Source organism: uncultured Holdemanella sp. (genome assembly GCF_934754935.1).
Lineage (GTDB): Bacteria > Bacillota_I > Bacilli_A > Erysipelotrichales > Erysipelotrichaceae > Holdemanella.
The window spans coordinates 22463-40442 of sequence record NZ_CAKVJB010000013.1; the positions used below are offsets into that span (position 1 = coordinate 22463).

General features: G+C 34.9%; 20 protein-coding genes. 1 reads left to right on the forward strand and 19 read right to left on the reverse strand.

Going from position 1 to position 17980, the window contains the following annotated elements:
* Nucleotide 1: 1 nt before the first annotated feature.
* The 14 genes from Q0E86_RS04805 to Q0E86_RS04870 form a co-directional block, all read right to left on the reverse strand.
* Nucleotides 2-1042 carry a lysylphosphatidylglycerol synthase transmembrane domain-containing protein gene (locus tag Q0E86_RS04805; protein WP_295754901.1) on the reverse strand — a complete coding sequence of 347 codons (1041 nt, stop codon included), beginning with the start codon at nt 1040-1042 and terminating at the stop codon, nt 2-4.
* 8 nt (nt 1043-1050) lie between these two features.
* On the reverse strand, nt 1051-2109 hold the full coding sequence (locus Q0E86_RS04810) for a glycosyltransferase family 4 protein (protein WP_295754902.1): 1059 nt from the start codon (nt 2107-2109) through the stop codon (nt 1051-1053).
* A 282-nt stretch (nt 2110-2391) separates the two neighbouring features.
* Nucleotides 2392-2709: a hypothetical protein gene (locus tag Q0E86_RS04815; RefSeq protein WP_295754904.1), complete on the reverse strand. Its 318-nt coding sequence runs from the start codon at nt 2707-2709 to the stop codon at nt 2392-2394.
* A 94-nt stretch (nt 2710-2803) separates the two neighbouring features.
* Nucleotides 2804-3634 (reverse strand): PTS system mannose/fructose/sorbose family transporter subunit IID, encoded by an 831-nt coding sequence (locus Q0E86_RS04820; RefSeq protein ID WP_117572208.1) that lies wholly within the window; start codon nt 3632-3634, stop codon nt 2804-2806.
* 2 nt (nt 3635-3636) lie between these two features.
* Nucleotides 3637-4476 (reverse strand): PTS sugar transporter subunit IIC, encoded by an 840-nt coding sequence (locus Q0E86_RS04825; protein WP_117572207.1) that lies wholly within the window; start codon nt 4474-4476, stop codon nt 3637-3639.
* Nucleotides 4477-4529: 53 nt separating this feature from the next.
* Nucleotides 4530-5021, reverse strand: coding sequence for a PTS sugar transporter subunit IIB (locus Q0E86_RS04830; RefSeq protein ID WP_295754905.1), 492 nt, complete (start codon nt 5019-5021; stop codon nt 4530-4532).
* Nucleotides 5022-5076: 55 nt separating this feature from the next.
* Nucleotides 5077-5505, reverse strand: coding sequence for a PTS sugar transporter subunit IIA (locus Q0E86_RS04835; RefSeq protein WP_117572205.1), 429 nt, complete (start codon nt 5503-5505; stop codon nt 5077-5079).
* A 212-nt stretch (nt 5506-5717) separates the two neighbouring features.
* Entirely contained in the window at nt 5718-7022 is a 1305-nt protein-coding gene (locus tag Q0E86_RS04840; RefSeq protein WP_295754907.1) for a sugar ABC transporter substrate-binding protein, read from the reverse strand.
* Nucleotides 7022-7678 carry a response regulator transcription factor gene (locus Q0E86_RS04845; RefSeq protein ID WP_295754909.1) on the reverse strand — a complete coding sequence of 219 codons (657 nt, stop codon included), beginning with the start codon at nt 7676-7678 and terminating at the stop codon, nt 7022-7024. The genes Q0E86_RS04840 and Q0E86_RS04845 overlap by 1 nt, the downstream gene beginning before the upstream one ends.
* Complete coding sequence (locus Q0E86_RS04850) at nt 7671-8981, reverse strand: sensor histidine kinase (RefSeq protein WP_295754911.1); 1311 nt, start codon at nt 8979-8981, stop codon at nt 7671-7673. The genes Q0E86_RS04845 and Q0E86_RS04850 overlap by 8 nt, the downstream gene beginning before the upstream one ends.
* On the reverse strand, nt 8978-9958 hold the full coding sequence (locus tag Q0E86_RS04855; RefSeq protein ID WP_295754912.1) for a sugar ABC transporter substrate-binding protein: 981 nt from the start codon (nt 9956-9958) through the stop codon (nt 8978-8980). The genes Q0E86_RS04850 and Q0E86_RS04855 overlap by 4 nt, the downstream gene beginning before the upstream one ends.
* Nucleotides 9959-10002: 44 nt before the next feature.
* Complete coding sequence (locus Q0E86_RS04860; RefSeq protein WP_295754914.1) at nt 10003-10329, reverse strand: hypothetical protein; 327 nt, start codon at nt 10327-10329, stop codon at nt 10003-10005.
* On the reverse strand, nt 10322-11095 hold the full coding sequence (locus Q0E86_RS04865) for an HAD hydrolase family protein (RefSeq protein ID WP_295754916.1): 774 nt from the start codon (nt 11093-11095) through the stop codon (nt 10322-10324). Before Q0E86_RS04865 ends, Q0E86_RS04860 begins: the two co-directional genes overlap by 8 nt.
* Nucleotides 11095-11637 carry a hypothetical protein gene (locus Q0E86_RS04870; RefSeq protein WP_295754918.1) on the reverse strand — a complete coding sequence of 181 codons (543 nt, stop codon included), beginning with the start codon at nt 11635-11637 and terminating at the stop codon, nt 11095-11097. The genes Q0E86_RS04865 and Q0E86_RS04870 overlap by 1 nt, the downstream gene beginning before the upstream one ends.
* 79 nt (nt 11638-11716) lie before the next feature.
* Here Q0E86_RS04870 and Q0E86_RS04875 point away from each other — a divergent pair, with 79 nt between their 5' ends.
* Entirely contained in the window at nt 11717-12148 is a 432-nt protein-coding gene (locus tag Q0E86_RS04875; RefSeq protein ID WP_295754920.1) for a PaaI family thioesterase, read from the forward strand.
* Nucleotides 12149-12162: 14 nt separating this feature from the next.
* Here Q0E86_RS04875 and dnaJ read toward each other — a convergent pair whose 3' ends face one another.
* The 5 genes from dnaJ to Q0E86_RS04900 all read right to left on the reverse strand — a co-directional run bounded on the left by dnaJ (nt 12163) and on the right by Q0E86_RS04900 (nt 17799).
* Nucleotides 12163-13275, reverse strand: a complete 1113-nt coding sequence (gene dnaJ, locus Q0E86_RS04880; protein ID WP_288519180.1) for a molecular chaperone DnaJ — start codon at nt 13273-13275, stop codon at nt 12163-12165.
* Between the two features lie 67 nt (nt 13276-13342).
* Nucleotides 13343-15148, reverse strand: coding sequence for a molecular chaperone DnaK (gene dnaK / locus Q0E86_RS04885; RefSeq protein ID WP_295754923.1), 1806 nt, complete (start codon nt 15146-15148; stop codon nt 13343-13345).
* A gap of 13 nt (nt 15149-15161) precedes the next feature.
* Entirely contained in the window at nt 15162-15713 is a 552-nt protein-coding gene (gene grpE / locus Q0E86_RS04890) for a nucleotide exchange factor GrpE (RefSeq protein ID WP_295754926.1), read from the reverse strand.
* Nucleotides 15694-16746, reverse strand: a complete 1053-nt coding sequence (gene hrcA, locus Q0E86_RS04895; RefSeq protein ID WP_295754929.1) for a heat-inducible transcriptional repressor HrcA — start codon at nt 16744-16746, stop codon at nt 15694-15696. The genes grpE and hrcA overlap by 20 nt, the downstream gene beginning before the upstream one ends.
* Nucleotides 16747-16875: 129 nt before the next feature.
* The gene (locus tag Q0E86_RS04900; RefSeq protein WP_295754931.1) at nt 16876-17799 is read right to left on the reverse strand and encodes an Rpn family recombination-promoting nuclease/putative transposase; all 924 of its coding nucleotides are present in this window, start codon (nt 17797-17799) and stop codon (nt 16876-16878) included.
* Nucleotides 17800-17980: the final 181 nt, after the last annotated feature.

A 17980-nucleotide genomic window follows, 5' to 3' on the forward strand; every position in this document is an offset into this window, starting at 1 on the left:
GCTACATCCCTTCTAAATCAATTTTACTTTCTTTTCTTTCGTAATAATTCTTAACAAACACAAACAAAATTCCACCTATAATCAACACAATATGATAGGTTGAAAAACGCCATAATACAAGTACAGCACCCGTTAAATTTTTCATTAATCTATTAAACAATAATGAAAAGACAACTTCTGTACCCCCACTTGCTCCAGGAATTGGAATAAAGCTATTGGCCATTGTCACAAAGCTTGATAAGGCCATGACATCAATAAATTCGTCCATTTTAAGTGGAATATGCAAGGCTAATGCGATCACAAAAGGTAAAGAATAATAAAGTGATAAACGCACAACATTGATACATACACAAAGAAAGATACTCTTTTTATCTTTTGCGAGTACTTTTATTTCCCTTGTAAAACTCGTCACTTGTAAAGTCCATGAATCCAAAGTTTTTTCTGGATTCTTTAAAATATGGATTTTAGTTAACAACTTAACCAAAATACGCGAAAGCTTGATATATAAGTTTGGAAATAACGCAATCGTATATAGCGCTACAACGACCACCGCATTGATTATATATCCTAATAAAATGATATTGAACCATGCAGATTGAGCACTATAATACGCAAAGCGCAAAAGAAACAGAACCGATACATAAATCATCATTGTCGTCTGATAAATAATAAAATCAGCCCACAATAAGCTTGCTCCATCACTCACTTTGATTCCTTGTTTTTTCATAATATAAGCCTGAACAAATTGTCCACCCGTACTACTTGGTGTAATACCTGAAAAGAAAGAACCAATAAAAGCTACAAGGATTCCTTTACCAGGCGTATAGTGCTCTGTATATTTTCTTCCTAATACGTAATATACAAATCCCCATACCGCAGTAAAAAGAACTCCCCATAATAATACAACGACAAGACTTAACAGATTCATTTGTGAAATGCACTTTACAACTTGTTGATAATTATCCTTTAGGGCAAACCACAGGGCAAATCCCGTTAAAGCAAGAATCAGCAACAGATTCAGTGCGTATTTCTGTTTTTTCATAATAACCCCTATTTTTTCTTGTTTAATAATTCCTCTTGTTTATCCTTATAAGCACTCAAATAGAATTCTCGCCACATATTCAATACGTGTTCCTTAGAATAAAATTCACTCAATAAACGACTTTCATTTTGATACTTTGCGTATACATCTGAATCATTTTTCAATTCTAATAAACATTTTTTAAATCCATCATTATCATCCGCATGCATATAACGATCAAATAAAATATCTTTATATAAATCTAAATCACGAAGCACTAATGGAACATGTAAATTCACAGCTTCTAAAATCGTCATTGGGAACAATTCATTATAGCTTGGTACAAAAAGTACATCGGCCATATTATATAGATCCACCATTTCTTCTCTTGGTACAATACCTAAAAATTTACAGTTTTTTGGTGGATTCTCCTGTAATTTCTTTAATTCTTCATACCCATCCGTAATGCGACCAAACGAAAAGCCTCCAGCCCATACAAATTGTACGTCTGGCATTTGTTTAGCAACATCCACAAAATCAAGTACACCCTTACGTGTTTGTACCTGACCGGCTCCAAGCACGACAAAAGCATCTTTGGCTACACCATATTTTTCGCGAATCGCAGTACATTCCTTGTCGGATTTTCGATAGAATTTCTCCTTAGATACATAGTTAGGAATATAATAGATTTTTTCTCGATCAATCCCATATTCGACTAAAGCATCAATAAAGCTTGGATTTACAACAACCAAACGATCCGCACTCTTATAGAATTGAATCAAATAAGAACGGAATACATTCAATAATGGTGCTGGAATCTTTAGACTACCTTCTAGAGTATCTGGTAAAAAATGACAATAGGCTACATTAGCTGCCTTATGATTTTGCATCTTTACATAGAAAGTAGGATCCACTGTATGAAAATGCTGAATATCCGGTGTTTTTATCCAATTGTTGATACCCACTTCAAAGATATCACTAGCCCCTTCTTTAATTAGATTGACCTGTTCTTCATAGGCACTGCCTACGCCTTGGCCATCTACTTTATCTGCACTTGAATACATTATAATTCGTATTTTATCTTCCATAAAAATTACACTTCTTTCATCCTTATTATTATATCGCATCTACTATTTGTATGTCCAACTTTCAAAAAAGCAAATGAAAAGCCCCTTTAGCGGGGCTTCTCAAGAAAGTTTTAAGAAAGGGAATTTGATTATGAAGTGAGCCACTATCTTTGGCTCAATAGTATATTACTAAACAATAAAGTGATAGATGTAGTTATATTATGTGAAATTATGTTAACATATGACACAATTATTGTTATTTTTAGTTAATATTTGAAAAAATTAAATCAAAATATACAAATTTTACTTTTCTTCAAACAAATCAATCTTCTTTAATACACTCTTTTTCCCATTTCTATGAGATATAAATCCTAAAACTGTAAATGTACCCGATAAGATAAGTCCAATTAAGGCAATCCATTTAACTACATTACGAAAACTCATAGGAATATTTGGAAACATTGGATCTGTCATTCCAGACCATCCCCAGTATGTCACTGCAGCAAATACAAGTGTAAGAATAAAGGCATTTCTGACCATTCTTCCCACTTTAATAACCATTTCATTTTCTCTTTGAATTGCTTCTGCAAGCTGATCTCTTTCTTTGCGGCTCAAACTCATAATGAATACTCCTTTTTAAATACAAATATAAATATATTATAAGAAAAAAAGACAGGCCTAACAAGTTAAGCCCGCCTTTAAATGTCTTAAGTGATTATCCTAAGAATCCTACAACAGATCCTACGAATCCGATAACTACGAACAATAACAATACTTTAATTGGAGTAACGTTTTTCTTAGCCATCAACCACCAAGCAAACAATACGAATAACATTGTTAAGATCTTAGGGAATGCTCCATCTAATTTAGATCCTAATGTTACGTCTGTTAACTTACCAGTTTCTGCATCATAAGATTGTGTAATTACTAAGTTAGTCGAAATTGAAACCCAAGAAGCTGCCATCGCACCAACGATAACTTGTCCCATAACCAATACAGATTCACGGAATGCAGTTGCTTTTTCACCAACTAACAATTCAACAGCACTACCACCTAATTCATAACCTTTGAAGTATACGAATTTTTGGAACCAAATTGAAGTTAAGTTCCATACGATGATATAGAATAATGGTCCTAAAACAGATCCACCTTCTGCAAAACCTAATGCGATACCTAATAAGATAGGAATATATGTACCAACGATCAATGAGTCACCAATACCTGCCAAAGGTCCCATAAGACCAGCACGGATACCGTTGATCATTTCATCATCGATTCCTTCAGCTCCGTTTGCACGAGCTTCTTCCAAACCAGCTGTGATACCAACTACGATAGATCCAATCTGAGGTTCAGTATTAAAGAATGGGTAGTAAGTAGTCATTTTTTCACATTGTTCTTCGTGAGAAGGATATAATTCTTTGATAATTGGAAGCATTGACCACATGTAACCAAATGTCTGCATGTGTTCGTGTGAGAAACATGTTAAGTTTCCATACCACCAACGCCAGAAAGAACTATTTAATGTTTTCTTAGAAATCTTTTTCATAATTAAATGTCCTCCTCATCATCATAATCTACAGAAGCACCACCAACAGCACCTGTAGCTTTCATCATTGTCATTTGGTAGTTAATCAATGCGAATACACCACCAACAACTGTAGCAGCAATTAATGTTAATCCCATAGAAGCAGCTAAAGCGAATCCGAACATGAAGTAAATCAAGTCAGAAGTCTTAGATACTACTGATTTTAACAAGATACCAATACCTACTGCAGGAAGTACTGATCCTACTGATAAGATAGCTTTTACATACCATACTTCAGTATTTAAGCTCTGGAACAATTCAGCTACGGCTCCAGATCCATAGTAGCAAAGTAAAGTAACTGGCAAGAATGATAATACAAAGTGTGAAATTAGTGGGAGAACAACATCAACTTTTCCTAAGCAATCCAAGTTTCCTTTATCCAATTGAGCCCAGCCCCAGTGTTGCCAAATAAGGTTCATCATAGCTGTTCCGTAGAATAAAGTAATACCGATTACACCAGTCATGGCTGAGATACTAGAAGCTAAACCTTGTGCTTCAGTTCCTCCAAAATCCATACCTGCTGCTTTTGCTCCAACATAAGCCAATGGAATACCGATGTAACTTACGGCACGTAAGTCAGATGCGACTGTTCCACCAGGTGTAACCAATGCGATCCACATTACCTGCATTGGGATACCAATTTGAATACATCCAGATACATCACCTAGGATCAAACCTACGAATAATGATGCAACTAATGGACGGTTCAACGTGTAGTTACCTACTGTTGTACCTAAACAAGCGATAGTACTTGCTGCTGTACAACTCATAAGTCCGATTAAAATTGCTTGTAACCAACTCATTATAAATCTCTCCTTTTTCTCTATTTATCTTAATCTGTTTACTATTCCCACTATTAGTAACCAAATTTAGATCTAAATTTGTCCCAAGTACCGATTGCAGTTTCTTTTAATAACGCAAACAATACTGTGTAACCAGCGTTTGTCAATGCTTCACAAGCATCAGCTTCTTCTTGAGTAATTGACTGGTTTTGACCTAATTTTGTAGCTCCTGGACGATCATTACATGGTCCGATAACTACTGTTTTAACATCGTTAGGTACGAATCCATCGTCTACTAACAATTCTTTCATATCCACTGGGTTTTTAGTGATCAAGAAATATCTCTTATTAGAATTCTTAACTGTTTCAGCTTTTTCTCTCCAGTGTTCTTTTGTCCATACAAATACTTTCTTGTCTGTACTAGCCTTGAATGACTGTGTCAATACAGGAGTAGTAGCAGCTTTGTCGTTAACTGCGATAATTCCATCACAAGGGTATTCTTTAGACCATCTTGTAACAATCTGACCGTGGATAATACGATCATCAACACGAATAAAACTAATCATTATATGTCCTCCTTTATTCTGTTTATGCCTTCGCTATATGCGTTATAGCCAAATCCTATAGATCTTCGTCGTCATCATCAGAAGCAACTGTGAAATCAGTCAATCCTGTACGACCTTCACTTAATAATGTATCTTTTAAATCTTGTACATTATCGAAATTATCTTTCATCAATACAGCAGTGATTGCAAGTGGCATATTCATACCAGCAATTACTAATGTATTTTGTAGCAATCCTCTTTGATCTAATACATTCAATGCATTTGTAAATGGAGAACCACTCAAAATATCAGCTAATAAAATAACTTGATCATCTTCTTTGAAATCTTTGATCAACTCAGCAAAGTTAGATGCAAATTCGTCTGCGCTCATTCCGTCCTTTAAGCTTGTAGACAATACATCTTCGCGATCTCCCGTCATCATTTTAACGGCACTGTGTAATCCTGGGGCAAATTCGCCATGGCTTACCATAACTACATATTTCATTATTTTTTCCTCCGCGTTTCTTACTTACTCACATTTTACAATAAATATGTTAGCGTTTTCAAGCACTTTAACACATATTTTCACATATTTTTACGACTTTTAAACATGAGCATCACATAGAATACACATTCATTATAACCCGATTGTAAACCTTTTCAATTCTCATATGTCACTACTTTTAAGTGACAAATGTCATTAAAAAAGAAACAGCATTACTGTTTCTCTAAAAATATATTCAATTCATCATTCAATTTCTGCAAGGTAGATTCAATATCTTCATTCGTATCAATAAGCCTTCGTATCTCGCTATCTGCCATCGAATACAATTGATCATATCCATCTATTTTCTTTACTGTGATTGCACGCTCCATCATGTCATCAAAGAAATCCAAATTATAACTTGAATCCATGGGTGCATCCTCTTGAATGTATTTAGTCACATTTTTTGATGTTGACACATTCTTTAAAACCGATACTCCTTGTGAATACTTAAATAAACTCTCTTGGGTTGTCTCGTCATAACAAAGTAATTTTAAAAATTCCCAAGCCATTTTTTTGTTTGATGACATTTTACTAATTCCACAAAGTAAACTATCCATTCGAGATACATTATAACCATCAGGTCCTGCTGGCATTGGCAAACAATCCCATTCAAAATTCGAATATTTTTTTACACTCCAAGGATATGGTTTATACGTTCTATACTCACTAAACATCATAGGACAAAAGGCAACCTTACCCTTATCAAACATTTCACTTGTGACATTCTGATTTCGATTCAAACGGTTTAATTTGCGCACAAAATCAATAGCTGAGTAAACATCATCATTGGATAAAGTACACTTCATACTTTCTTCATCATACAACGCCTGTCCATTCGAACTTAATGCATTTTGCCAAGTATATCCATACTCTCCAAACTGATCGATTTCTCCATCCCCATCCGTATCCACTGTCAACTTTTCGCAGATGGAATAAAAATCATCCCATGTCCAATTGACACTAGGAGTCGTAATTCCATTTTCTTCCAACAACGTTTTATTTACGAACATCAAAGTCGGTGAACTTTCATATGGAAGAGCATACTGATGATTATAAATATTACCGGAATTTAATGTTGTTGAAAAATAACGACTCTGATCAAAATTAGCATCCGTCTGCATATATGTATCTAATGGTTCTAACATGCCAACCTTGGCATAAGTTGATAAATCATCACTCAAAACCATAAAGACATCAGGAAGTTTTCCATCCAAGGCTTCTTTAGAAATCCAGCTTGAATAATCATCTTTTAAAATACCACTCACATATTCTACTTGTACATTCGGATGTGTTTTCTCAAACCTTTTGATCACATCATCAATGATTTTGCCACTTTTAGGACTTGGAACATTCCAGTTACTACCCGCAAAAACACCAATCGTTAAAACAGTTGGTTTTTGCGTATAATAAAACATTCCTGCAAGACAAAATACTAATAAAATTGCCAAAAACTTTTTTAGTTGATTTTTCACCATTATTTATTTCCTCTAGACAAATACCAAATCGCAAGTTGGGTACGATCTCTTAATTCTAATTTATCCAGAATCACACTTAAATAATTTCGAATCGTTCCTTCACTAAATCCTAATTTTTGAGCAATTTCTTTATTGGAATAACCATGCCCGATTTGAGCGATGATTTTTTGTTCCGTATCACTAAAATCATATTCTTTTTCTTCGCCATCGAAACTTACTTCAGTATGCGAATTTGCCATCTGCGAAAAGAATTGTGCAACTTTACCTGCAACATTTGGATTGAAACAAGCTCCTCCAGATAAAACATTATGAATGGCCGTACTTAATTCTTCTAAGGAACATCCTTTCAATAAATATCCACTTGCTCCATATTTTAAGGCATCATAAATATATTCATCATCATCAAACGTTGTTAATATGATGACTTTAATATTTGGATATTCTTTTTTCACTATTCGCGTACAATCTACACCACTCATATTTGGCATACGTACATCCATCAAGATAATATCTATACTCTCTGTTTTTAATGATTCTAATACTTCTTGTCCACTGCCAACCACTTTTACAACTTCAAAATCCGGATCGGAATCTAAAATGATCTTTAAACTTTCTCTTATGAGCTGCTGATCATCCGCAATCATGATTTTAACCATTCTTTTCTCCTCTTCTCATTGGTATTTCTACAATCAATTCAAATCCATTATTTCCGTAATAACGAATTCTTCCCTGCAATAAATTAATACGTTCTGCCAAATGATGAATTCCAAAACCTGCTTTTACATTCTTACATCCTTGACCATTATCTTCAATAATTATAATCAAATTATTCTCTGCCTGTGCAATCGAAACATATATTTTTGTCGCATGCCCATGTCTTACAGAATTGGTCATTCCTTCTTGCACAACACGATATACAATTTCTTCTTCATCTGCATTCAAATTCACCAAAGGCAAATGACACAAATAAAGAATGGTCACATCAGTCAATTTCTGATAATCCATGATCATCATATCCAACGCTTCTTTTAATGAATAACGATCCAACGCATCTGGCTTTAATTTATCCACAGAACGTCTAACATCGGTTAAGCCTCGTTTTGCGCTCTCTTCCAATATGCCCAATTGTGCTTTTGTGACATTGACATCCTTATCAATCATGACCTTACAAGCTTCTAAACCAACACTTAACCCCGTTAAAGTATGTCCTAATGTATCATGAATCTCTCGAGCAAGCCTATTTCTTTCTTTTGTCTCACCCATTTTTTCACGCAAATTCGCATAGCCCTTTAATTGAATATTCAAACGCTTCAATTCAGCATTTAAAGCCGCAAATTTTTGTGTTTCATCCATTTGTTTCTGCAAGTACATAAAGATATACGCAATAAATAATACAATATTTAAATTGCTTAAAGTCACTTCAATTCCAAGTAATAATCCTTGTGTTGTTGAATTATATACAGATAGATATTCTTGAAATGAAATCATTGGAATATAGTTTGATAAATATCCATAGTTGGAAAGCATGTAAGCCAAAAAGACAAGTATGATGCAAATGGAACGATCAACTGGTTTATCCACATAGAGTAAGCTATCCGCAATAATCAAATATAAGATACATGTTGTACTAAAGGATATATTCTTCATAATCAATAAACTCAAAAAGAGTTCAATCAATATAGGAATAATTTGATGGTGATTAAAAAACTTGATTTTTTTACGCATTGTCACAAAACAGAACAATCCAACAAATCCGAATACAGCTATATAAAAGGATCGAATAGGTACATTAGACAAGGTAGAAATACTCTTAATAAAATCAGAGGCATAACCGCTTTGTGTCACATGAACTAGCGTATAATACATCACTATTGCGGTGTACCAGACGGTAAAAAAACTAAAGAGCCACATACAGACGTAGACAATCCAAACATTATATTTTTTAATATTTTGTATCATTGCCAGCCCTCCGTAGAATAATCTTGAACATTATCTTTTGTGATGATCTGTACAGGACTCACTTCATTTTTATTTTGAATTGTTTCTTGAGAAAACAATTTATAAATGATTTCCCCCGCCTTTTTACCAAATGTCTTTGGAGATTGTGCCACAGTTGCAGCCATCTTCCCTTCTGCAACCATCTCCTTGGCTTCTGGTGTTCCATCAATGCTATATACAAATTTTCCGTCCAGCATATTATTTGCCGAAAGTGCTGCCATAGCACCCATTGCGCTCGGATCATTTAAACACATCACAACATCAAAATCTTTTCCTTCCTGGATAAAAGATTCCATTTTAGGCATAGCCACCTCTAATTGTCCTTCGCATTCAATTCGCTTGACTACTTTATAATTTGGGTTGGACTGAATAGTATCTTCAAACCCTTTAATACGTAAGTAACCAGAACGAGTCGTCGAATGTTGAAGAAGTACAATATTGGCATAATCCAATTTATTCATCATATCTTTGGCACATTGTACACCTGCATCATAGTTGTCACTGACTATACTATAAGTCACATATTTATTATCTTTTACTTCTGTATCCACAATAATCACAGGAATATGTTTTTTGTAGGCAAGCTTTAAAGAATCTTTTAAACACTCATAATCAACTGGCGTAATCACTAAAGCATCCACTTGTTGATCCATTAAATATTGAATTTGTTCCTTCTGCTTCTTTAAACTCATAGCTGGATCTAAAGTAATCAATTGATCACCATGTTCTTTGACTACTTTCGAAATCTCCTCATTCACCACTGAATAGAATGTGTTATTGTAGGTCATATATGTTGCACCAATCTTATGTGGTTCTCGGGAATTATAAATCATATTCGCTTGTGTTATCGTATTGATAAAATAGTTACTTCCAACCGCAAAGGCCAGACAAAATGTGAAACAAAAGATAATATACGCAAATGATTTTGGCTTATCCATTCAAATCCTCCTTTCCATACAGAAAATGCCGCATTACTGCGACATTATAAAATCTTTTGTAGAACATATACAAGGATTGCGATCACAATAGGGACAATAAAAATCATGGAATATCCACGTACAAATTTTGTCTCCAATGCCTTGAATCCTAAATCATCATAATAAAATCTTTCATCATCCGTCTTACCAACTACACCCTCTTCCATTAAATTTGAAATTGTATAGCTGATTGTTGAAGTTGCATATGGCAAGTTTTTAAATGCACTTACATCCACTGCACTCTTTTCATCCACTGCCCCTCTTTTTTTCAAAGTATCCATGACCATTGAAGCAGCCGTTGCCTTGGCCCCTTTTTTTCTTTTTCTAGACATTTTCTTTCCTACTTTCTATATCTATAGCTTGAGCTACACTCTTAACACTCACCCCAAAAGTTTTTAAACTTTCAGGCGCATGATTCATCACATATGTATTGTTTAAATTTTTTAATATGCATAAATCATTTTCGCCATCCCCAATAAAAATCGCATTTGGAATTGGCAAATGACAAAAAGCTTCCCACTTATTTGTACCTTTTTTTGTGATTTCAATATAATCTTTTGAAGTAGCCATGACTTCATAATTTTTAAACAAGTCTTTAAATTGATTTAATAATAAATCTAAATCATCTTCAACATACATACTTAATTTAGCCAATCCTAAATTTCGCGTATTTAAATATTCCAATATATCTACATTTGAAAACTGACCTAAACTTGGTTGTTTCTTTTCAAAAATATTAAGACGATCTTTACCATAACATGCGATTGGATAGTAGCGATTTCCTAATTCATCTGTATAGAACAAGTCCACCTTATATTCTAGAATCTCTTTACACATTTGAATGCCATCATTTAAATCGATTAAAGAAGAATATACATTTTTATCTTTATAATATGCATTGGCCCCATTATCCGTAATCATACATTCACAAGACAATTGATATTTAGAAGCAAGTTCCATACAAAAAGCATGATCTCTTCCTGTCACAAATCCAAATGAATGTTTTTGTGTCCAATGATGAATCGAATTCACGTCTTCCTCTGTAATAGTTCCATTTGAATCCATTAAAGTTCCATCTAAATCTGAAAGAAACAACATTATTTACGACGCTCTTTCTTCGACTTTTTAAATGCCTTTTGTCTTTCTTGTAGCTTTTCGCCAATTTTCTTAGTAACAACAATTTTATCACGATTGCTCATTAATACTGTGCAATTGTGTGTGATGACACCATTTTTAAATTCAAAATTTGCGAGCATGCGATAACGGTAATATGTATCTTCAAAGAAGAAGCCATCTTCTGTAAAATAAACACGGCGATGTGTATATGAATCAATAGCTAATCCTAAAAATACAAGTCCTATGCATCCGTATGCTAAATAGTAATAATAGGTTTGTCCATTAGTAGCTAATGTTGGAGCCATGAACATTAAAATAAATGCCACAACAGCCATCGCAACCATGACCCATACCCAATATCCACCATCTACCATTGTTTCATAATGTTTATGTGAATTTTTAAAGTTTTCAAATTCTTTTTTATAAGCAATTCCACCTTTTAAACTTTGATAAAAAATGAATGCCATATATCCAACTAATACCACACCAACTATGACTTTAAAAAATATATTATTTGAATCCATAAATCATTCTCCTTCTTAACCACAATAAGCATTATAGCATCATTTCATGCTATAATAAAAGCGTTGTTGGAGGTAGTTTATGGAAGAAAATATGCTGGCGTTAATGAAACGTTTAAATAGTTCAAGTCAATTTCTTCAAAGCAATGACATGCGTGTTACAGAAGTTCGTCATGGTTTTGCGAAAGTAGAGATGATTATTGATGAACAAATTTTAAATATACATGGCTTTGTCCATGGTGGAGCCCTATTCTCTTTGGCAGACACAGTAGCAGGCGCTGCAAGCTTTGCGACAGGAAGAGATAGTGTTACACTTACGGGTACAATCAATTATATTAAGCCTGGGCGTGGTGGTAAATTAATTGGAATTGCCCAAGAAATTTCAAGCGGAAGAACAACAGGAGTTTATGAGGTATTCATCTTTAACGATGAAAATGTACTTCTTTCTCGTGCCACATTCACAATGTTCTTCTTAGATTCAGACAAGATGAAAAAAAAGAAAGAGCAGAAATAAGCTGCTCTTTTCATTTACTTAAATGCTCTTTTAAATCTTTCAAAAGGCGATTCGGCTTGTCCAGATTTTAATTCTTCGTATAGCTCTCTTTCTCTACGAGATACTTTACGTGGAATTTCAACCTGTACTTCTACAAATTCATCCCCTTGTCCTGAACGTGCTTTTACACCTTTTCCTTTTAGACGGAATTTAGTGTTCGGCTGTGTTCCTTCAGGAATCTTCAATTCAACATCACCATACACAGTTGGTACTTGAATTGTACATCCAATTGTCGCATCAATTGAACTAATTGGAACTTTAATGAAGATGTTATTGTCTTCACGTTTGAAAGTAGGATGTGGTGTAACCATAATTTCGATGTATAAATCGCCATTAGGTCCTCCATTTGTTCCTCTCTCTCCTTTTCCTGGAATACGAATCTGTTGACCTGATTGAATTCCTGCTGGAATTTTAATATCCAATTTTACACGACGGTGCTCATATCCTTTACCATGACAATGTGAGCATGCACGTGTAACTTTCTTACCTGTACCATGACAATCTGGACATACGCTTTGTTGCTGAATCACACCAAATGGTGTTCTTTGTTGAGACATAACATATCCAGAACCATGGCATGTAGGACATGTCTGTACATCACTTGGGCTTTCTGCTCCAGATCCGTTACAATGTTTACATGTTTCATCGACATCCAATGAAATCGTTTCTGTTTTGCCAAAAATTGAATCCATGAAATCAATGCGCATCTGCATGTAACGGTCTTGTCCTTGTCGCGGTTGATTGCTTGAACGGCGAGATCCTCCACCGCCAAATCCTCCACCAAAGAACGAACCGAAGATGTCTCCTAAATCACCAAAGTCTGTGAATCCGCCAGAGAATCCACCACCTTGTCCAAAGGCTCCATCCATACCTGCATGACCAAATTGGTCATATGTAGCACGCTTTTTCTCATCGCTTAATACTTCGTAAGCTTCATTGATTTCCTTGAACTTATCTTCAGCTCCAGGTTCATGATTTCGATCGGGGTGATATTTCATGGCCAATTTTCGATAGGCCTTTTTAATTTCATCTGGTGTAGCACTTTTACTTACACCAAGCACTTCATAATAGTCACGTTTTTCTGCCATGTGAATCCCTCCATACGATACGAAGAAGTTCTAGCAAGGCTAGAACTTCAAATGTTGCTTATTTATTCTACTTCTCAGTGAATTCACCGTCAACTACATCATCACCTGAATGAGTTTGTGTTGATTGTGAAGCTGCATCACCATTTGGTTGGTTATACATTGCTTGTCCTGCTTGCATTGCAGCCTTTTCAAGCATGTCTAACTTAGATTTTACTTCTTCCATGTTATTTTCATCTAAAGATTTTTGTAGATCATCACGCAATTTCTTAGTTTCTTCAGCTTGTTTTGGATCGATCTTATCTTTATTGTCTTCTAACATTCCATCGATTTGTGCAATGAAGCCTTCAGCTTTGTTACGTAAATCAATTTCTTCTTTACGTTTTTCATCTTCAGCCTTGTTATCTTCAGCTTCACGAACCATACGATCGATTTCTTCATCACTCAATCCACTAGAGTTTTGAATTGTGATGTGTTGTTCTTTACCAGTACCCTTATCTGTAGCACTTACGTGTACGATACCATTGGCATCAATATCGAACTTAACTTCGATTTGAGGAACACCACGACGAGCAGGTGCAATTCCATTTAATTGGAAGTTACCTAATTCTTTGTTGTCGTTAGCCATTGGACGTTCACCTTGTAATACACGGATATCTACAGCAGGTTGGTTATCAGCAGCTGTTGAGAAGATTTGTGATTTACTTGTTGGAATTGTAGTGTTACGAGGAATTAATACTGTCATAACTCCACCCATAGTTTCAATTCCTAATGATAATGGTGTAACATCTAGTAATAATACGTCGTTTACATCACCAGAGATAACTCCACCTTGGATTGCAGCACCCATCGCAACAGCTTCATCTGGGTTAACAGAGTGGTTAGGATCTTTTCCTAATGCTTTACGTACTGCTTCTTGAACAGCTGGAATACGAGTAGATCCACCTACCAATAATACTTCATCGATATCTGATTTAGACAATTTAGCATCTCTTAATGCATTTTCAATTGGAATCAATGTACGTTCTACTAAATGTTTAGTCATATCATCAAATTTAGCACGAGTTAATGTTGTATCAAAGTGCAATGGACCAGCAGGACCTGCTGAGATAAATGGTAAGCTGATTTGTGTCTGCATTACACCACTTAAATCTTTTTTAGCTTTTTCAGCAGCTTCTTTTAAACGTTGCATTGCCATTGGGTCTTGTGACAAGTCAATTGCGTTGTCTTTCTTGAATGTATCAACCATCCAGTTTACCAATACGTTATCGAAGTCATCTCCACCTAAGTGAGTATCTCCGTTTGTTGATAATACTTCAAATGTTCCATCAGCTAAATCAAGGATACTAACATCGAAAGTACCTCCACCTAAGTCATAGATTAATACTTTTTCTTCTTTATCAATTTTATCAATACCATAAGCCAATGCTGCAGCTGTTGGTTCGTTGATAATACGTTCTACTTCTAATCCAGCAATCTTACCAGCATCTTTAGTTGCTTGACGTTGTGCATCGTTGAAGTATGCAGGAACTGTAATAACAGCCTTTGTTACTTTTTCTCCTAAGTAATCTTCTGCATATGATTTTAAGTATTGAAGAATCATTGCACTAATTTCTTGTGGTGTATATGATTTTCCTTCAGCTTCTACTTTTTCATTAGTTCCCATTAAACGTTTAATTGAACTAATTGTATTTTTGTTTGTGACTGCTTGACGTTTTGCCGCATCACCAATAATACGTTCTCCATCTTTGAACGCAACAACACTTGGTGTTGTACGATTTCCTTCTGGGTTAGGAATTACTTTACTATCTTTACCTTCCATAACCGCAACACAGCTATTTGTTGTACCTAAGTCAATACCAATAATTTTACTCATGATAATTACCTCCCTATTCGCTTACTTTTACTAATGCTGGTCGTAAAATACGATCCTTCAACATATATCCTTTTTGTAATACCTCAATAACCATTCCACTTTCAACGCCTTCTTTTTTCTCTTGCATTAAAGCTTGCATTGTATTGTGGTCGAATGGTTTATCGGCTGCATCTATTTCCTGTACGCCTTCTTTTTCCAGCACACCTTTCAATTGTTTATGAATCATCTCAAAACCTTTGACATAATTCTTAATTGTTTCATCCTCGGTTTGTACTTTCAAAGCCATTTCCATTGAATCAAGAATTGGCAAGATTTCCGTTGCTGGCTGTTGGAAGCGATATTTTCGAGTAGTATCTGCATCTTTCTGTAGTCGTTTCTTCATGTTTTCTGTATCTGCATAAGCACGTGCTACATCATTTTTTGCCTTGTCTAATTCCGCCTTCAAACCTTCAATGATTTCATCTGAACTTGGTTCTTTCTTTTCTTCAACTACTTCTTCAGCTGTCTCTTCAACAACTTCTTCATTTACTTCTTTATTTTCTTCTTTATTTTCTTCTTTGCTCATCGTTGGCACCTCCCTTATTGTTGTCTGTCCCAAAGACGTCTTCGATGACATTTGACATATAATCCATCAAGGCTACGACCTTGGAATATTGCATTCGATTTGGACCAACAACCATTAATTGTCCTTCCTCATCGCTGTTATAATGGAACTTTGTTGTTAATACCGAACAATCTCCAATTTGTAACAACTCGTTTCTTTCACCAATTTGGATTGCTACATTTCCCTCCTGATCCGTCCATTGATGGAATAAACTTCCATTTTCCAATATACGCATCATTTGTTTCAACTTATTGATGTCGCTAAATTCTGGTTGATACAACATATTGCTTCGTCCAGAAACGGCAACTTTTTCTGTCGCAAATCGCATAAAGGCTGAAACGAACGCTTCAAACAAAACTTCATGTCGAACAAGTTTTGCTGCCATCATTGGTTCAATTTCTTTCATCTTATCAACGACATTTTCAATTGGCGTTCCTACTAATTGGTCATTTAATAAATCTGTACAATTTTGAATATCTTGCATAGATACATCCGTACCAAACTGGAACACTTTATTTTCTGTATGTCCTTGATTTGTGACAATGATTGCAACAGCACTTTGATTGTTGATTGGAATCAACTGTACATGCTGTAAAGTCTGATGCCTACTATCAGGTCCTAGAACAACACTGGTTAAATTTGTCATATGAGACAAAATATCACAACTCTTTTGAACAACTTCTTCTAACGAATAATGCCTTTCACTAAAAACCTGCTGTAAAGCATTCTTTGTAGAAGAATCCAAATCCGCTTCCATAAGATGTTCAACATAGTACCTGTAGCCTTTTTGACTCGGAATTCGACCACTCGAAGTATGTGTCTTCTCTAATAATCCCAATTTTTCAAGAGTTGCCATCTCATTACGGATGGTCGCTGATGAAACTGGGAAATCTAGAAGTTCCATCAAAGTCTTCGAACCAACAGGTTCTGCACAACGAGTGAACTCTTCAACTATTGTTTTAAAGATTATCTTTTGACGTTGTGTGATTTCCATTGTGAAGACCTCCTTCTAGCACTCATTTTCCTCGTCTGCTATTAGTATATCACAATTTTTAGCACCGTCAACAATTGAGTGCTAAATTTAAATTAAAAAATTAAGGATACGAACATTCGTACCCTATCATTAAGCTTTCATCAATAGCTTTTTGATTGAATCTTCACTTACTGAGAAGATCGATGCGATAACTTTAACACTAAATCCTTTTTCTAGCATGGTTTGGTATACTTCGGATTGTTTTAGTGCAATGCCTTGTTCAATTCCTTGCTCAATTCCTTGTTCAATGCCTTGTTCAATGCCTTGCTCAATTCCTTGTTTGATACCCATCTGGATTCCTTTGTTTGTCGATTCTTCAAACATTTCATCTAATGCTCTACACACTTTTACATCACCCTTTTCACTTTTCTGGTAGATATTCAATAGCTCTTTGTTCTTTGTCACTACATACGCAAAATATAGTGCATCACGATTAAACTCTCGATCTAGATCTTCTTTTAATATCTGCTTTGTATAGATCATTCGCAATAGATCGAATAAGTCCTGTGTTGCCTTTTCACCTGTATTATACTTGTGATTTGTGTTTAGCTCAATCAGATTCAGTTTAAACTCATTGAACATTTCTTCAAATCCAGGATGTATGATTTCTAGTTCACTCAATCTTTTAGCGGCATTCCATTTGGATTCACCCACATATAAGACGACTGTTAAAATCATTGGAAGTCTTGTATGCATAGGTATATGCTTCTTAAAGTTTTGACGAATATAACGCATACGAGCAATACTTTCATATTCCATAACTCTTGCGACCATAGATGGATCGACATAGCTCTGACTTTCAATCACGAACAAATCTAAATATGTACCATCCTCATATCGTTTGATGATATCCACATGCTTACTTGATACATTCATGACAAGTTCACTGTTTTCATCCTTAAGATATTCAGGCTTTAACACTTGCTTCCCATCGAATAAAAGTGCATTGAAGATCGAGACAAAGTTTTTGGGTTGTCCTAAAAACTTCTTAGACTCAATATCAATCGAATTCAAGATAACTCCTCCTTTCTCTTCTCTCTAATACGAAAAAAAAGAAGGAAATTTTAGAAAAGATGCATATTTTGACAATTTCACATAATTCATTTTGATTTCACAACATTTACCAAAGTTATACTAAATTTATGACAACATAGAATGTTATTCTATAAGTGCCTTAAAGATAAGGCAATGAATA

Bases quoted from the DNA above. Each gene is read 5' to 3' on its own strand.
- Q0E86_RS04830 (WP_295754905.1), bottom strand. From the start codon at position 5,021: ATGATTAGTTTTATTCGTGTTGATGATCGTATTATCCACGGTCAGATT.
- Q0E86_RS04805 (WP_295754901.1), bottom strand. From the start codon at position 1,042: ATGAAAAAACAGAAATACGCACTGAATCTGTTGCTGATTCTTGCTTTA.
- Q0E86_RS04840 (WP_295754907.1), bottom strand. From the start codon at position 7,022: ATGGTGAAAAATCAACTAAAAAAGTTTTTGGCAATTTTATTAGTATTT.
- hrcA (WP_295754929.1), bottom strand. From the start codon at position 16,746: ATGGAAATCACACAACGTCAAAAGATAATCTTTAAAACAATAGTTGAA.
- Q0E86_RS04810 (WP_295754902.1), bottom strand. From the start codon at position 2,109: ATGGAAGATAAAATACGAATTATAATGTATTCAAGTGCAGATAAAGTA.
- Q0E86_RS04845 (WP_295754909.1), bottom strand. From the start codon at position 7,678: ATGGTTAAAATCATGATTGCGGATGATCAGCAGCTCATAAGAGAAAGT.
- Q0E86_RS04825 (WP_117572207.1), bottom strand. From the start codon at position 4,476: ATGAGTTGGTTACAAGCAATTTTAATCGGACTTATGAGTTGTACAGCA.
- Q0E86_RS04875 (WP_295754920.1), top strand. From the start codon at position 11,717: ATGGAAGAAAATATGCTGGCGTTAATGAAACGTTTAAATAGTTCAAGT.
- Q0E86_RS04835 (WP_117572205.1), bottom strand. From the start codon at position 5,505: ATGAAATATGTAGTTATGGTAAGCCATGGCGAATTTGCCCCAGGATTA.
- Q0E86_RS04855 (WP_295754912.1), bottom strand. From the start codon at position 9,958: ATGGATAAGCCAAAATCATTTGCGTATATTATCTTTTGTTTCACATTT.
- Q0E86_RS04865 (WP_295754916.1), bottom strand. From the start codon at position 11,095: ATGTTGTTTCTTTCAGATTTAGATGGAACTTTAATGGATTCAAATGGA.
- Q0E86_RS04820 (WP_117572208.1), bottom strand. From the start codon at position 3,634: ATGAAAAAGATTTCTAAGAAAACATTAAATAGTTCTTTCTGGCGTTGG.
- dnaK (WP_295754923.1), bottom strand. From the start codon at position 15,148: ATGAGTAAAATTATTGGTATTGACTTAGGTACAACAAATAGCTGTGTT.
- Q0E86_RS04815 (WP_295754904.1), bottom strand. From the start codon at position 2,709: ATGAGTTTGAGCCGCAAAGAAAGAGATCAGCTTGCAGAAGCAATTCAA.
- Q0E86_RS04850 (WP_295754911.1), bottom strand. From the start codon at position 8,981: ATGATACAAAATATTAAAAAATATAATGTTTGGATTGTCTACGTCTGT.
- Q0E86_RS04870 (WP_295754918.1), bottom strand. From the start codon at position 11,637: ATGGATTCAAATAATATATTTTTTAAAGTCATAGTTGGTGTGGTATTA.
- Q0E86_RS04860 (WP_295754914.1), bottom strand. From the start codon at position 10,329: ATGTCTAGAAAAAGAAAAAAAGGGGCCAAGGCAACGGCTGCTTCAATG.
- dnaJ (WP_288519180.1), bottom strand. From the start codon at position 13,275: ATGGCAGAAAAACGTGACTATTATGAAGTGCTTGGTGTAAGTAAAAGT.
- grpE (WP_295754926.1), bottom strand. From the start codon at position 15,713: ATGAGCAAAGAAGAAAATAAAGAAGAAAATAAAGAAGTAAATGAAGAA.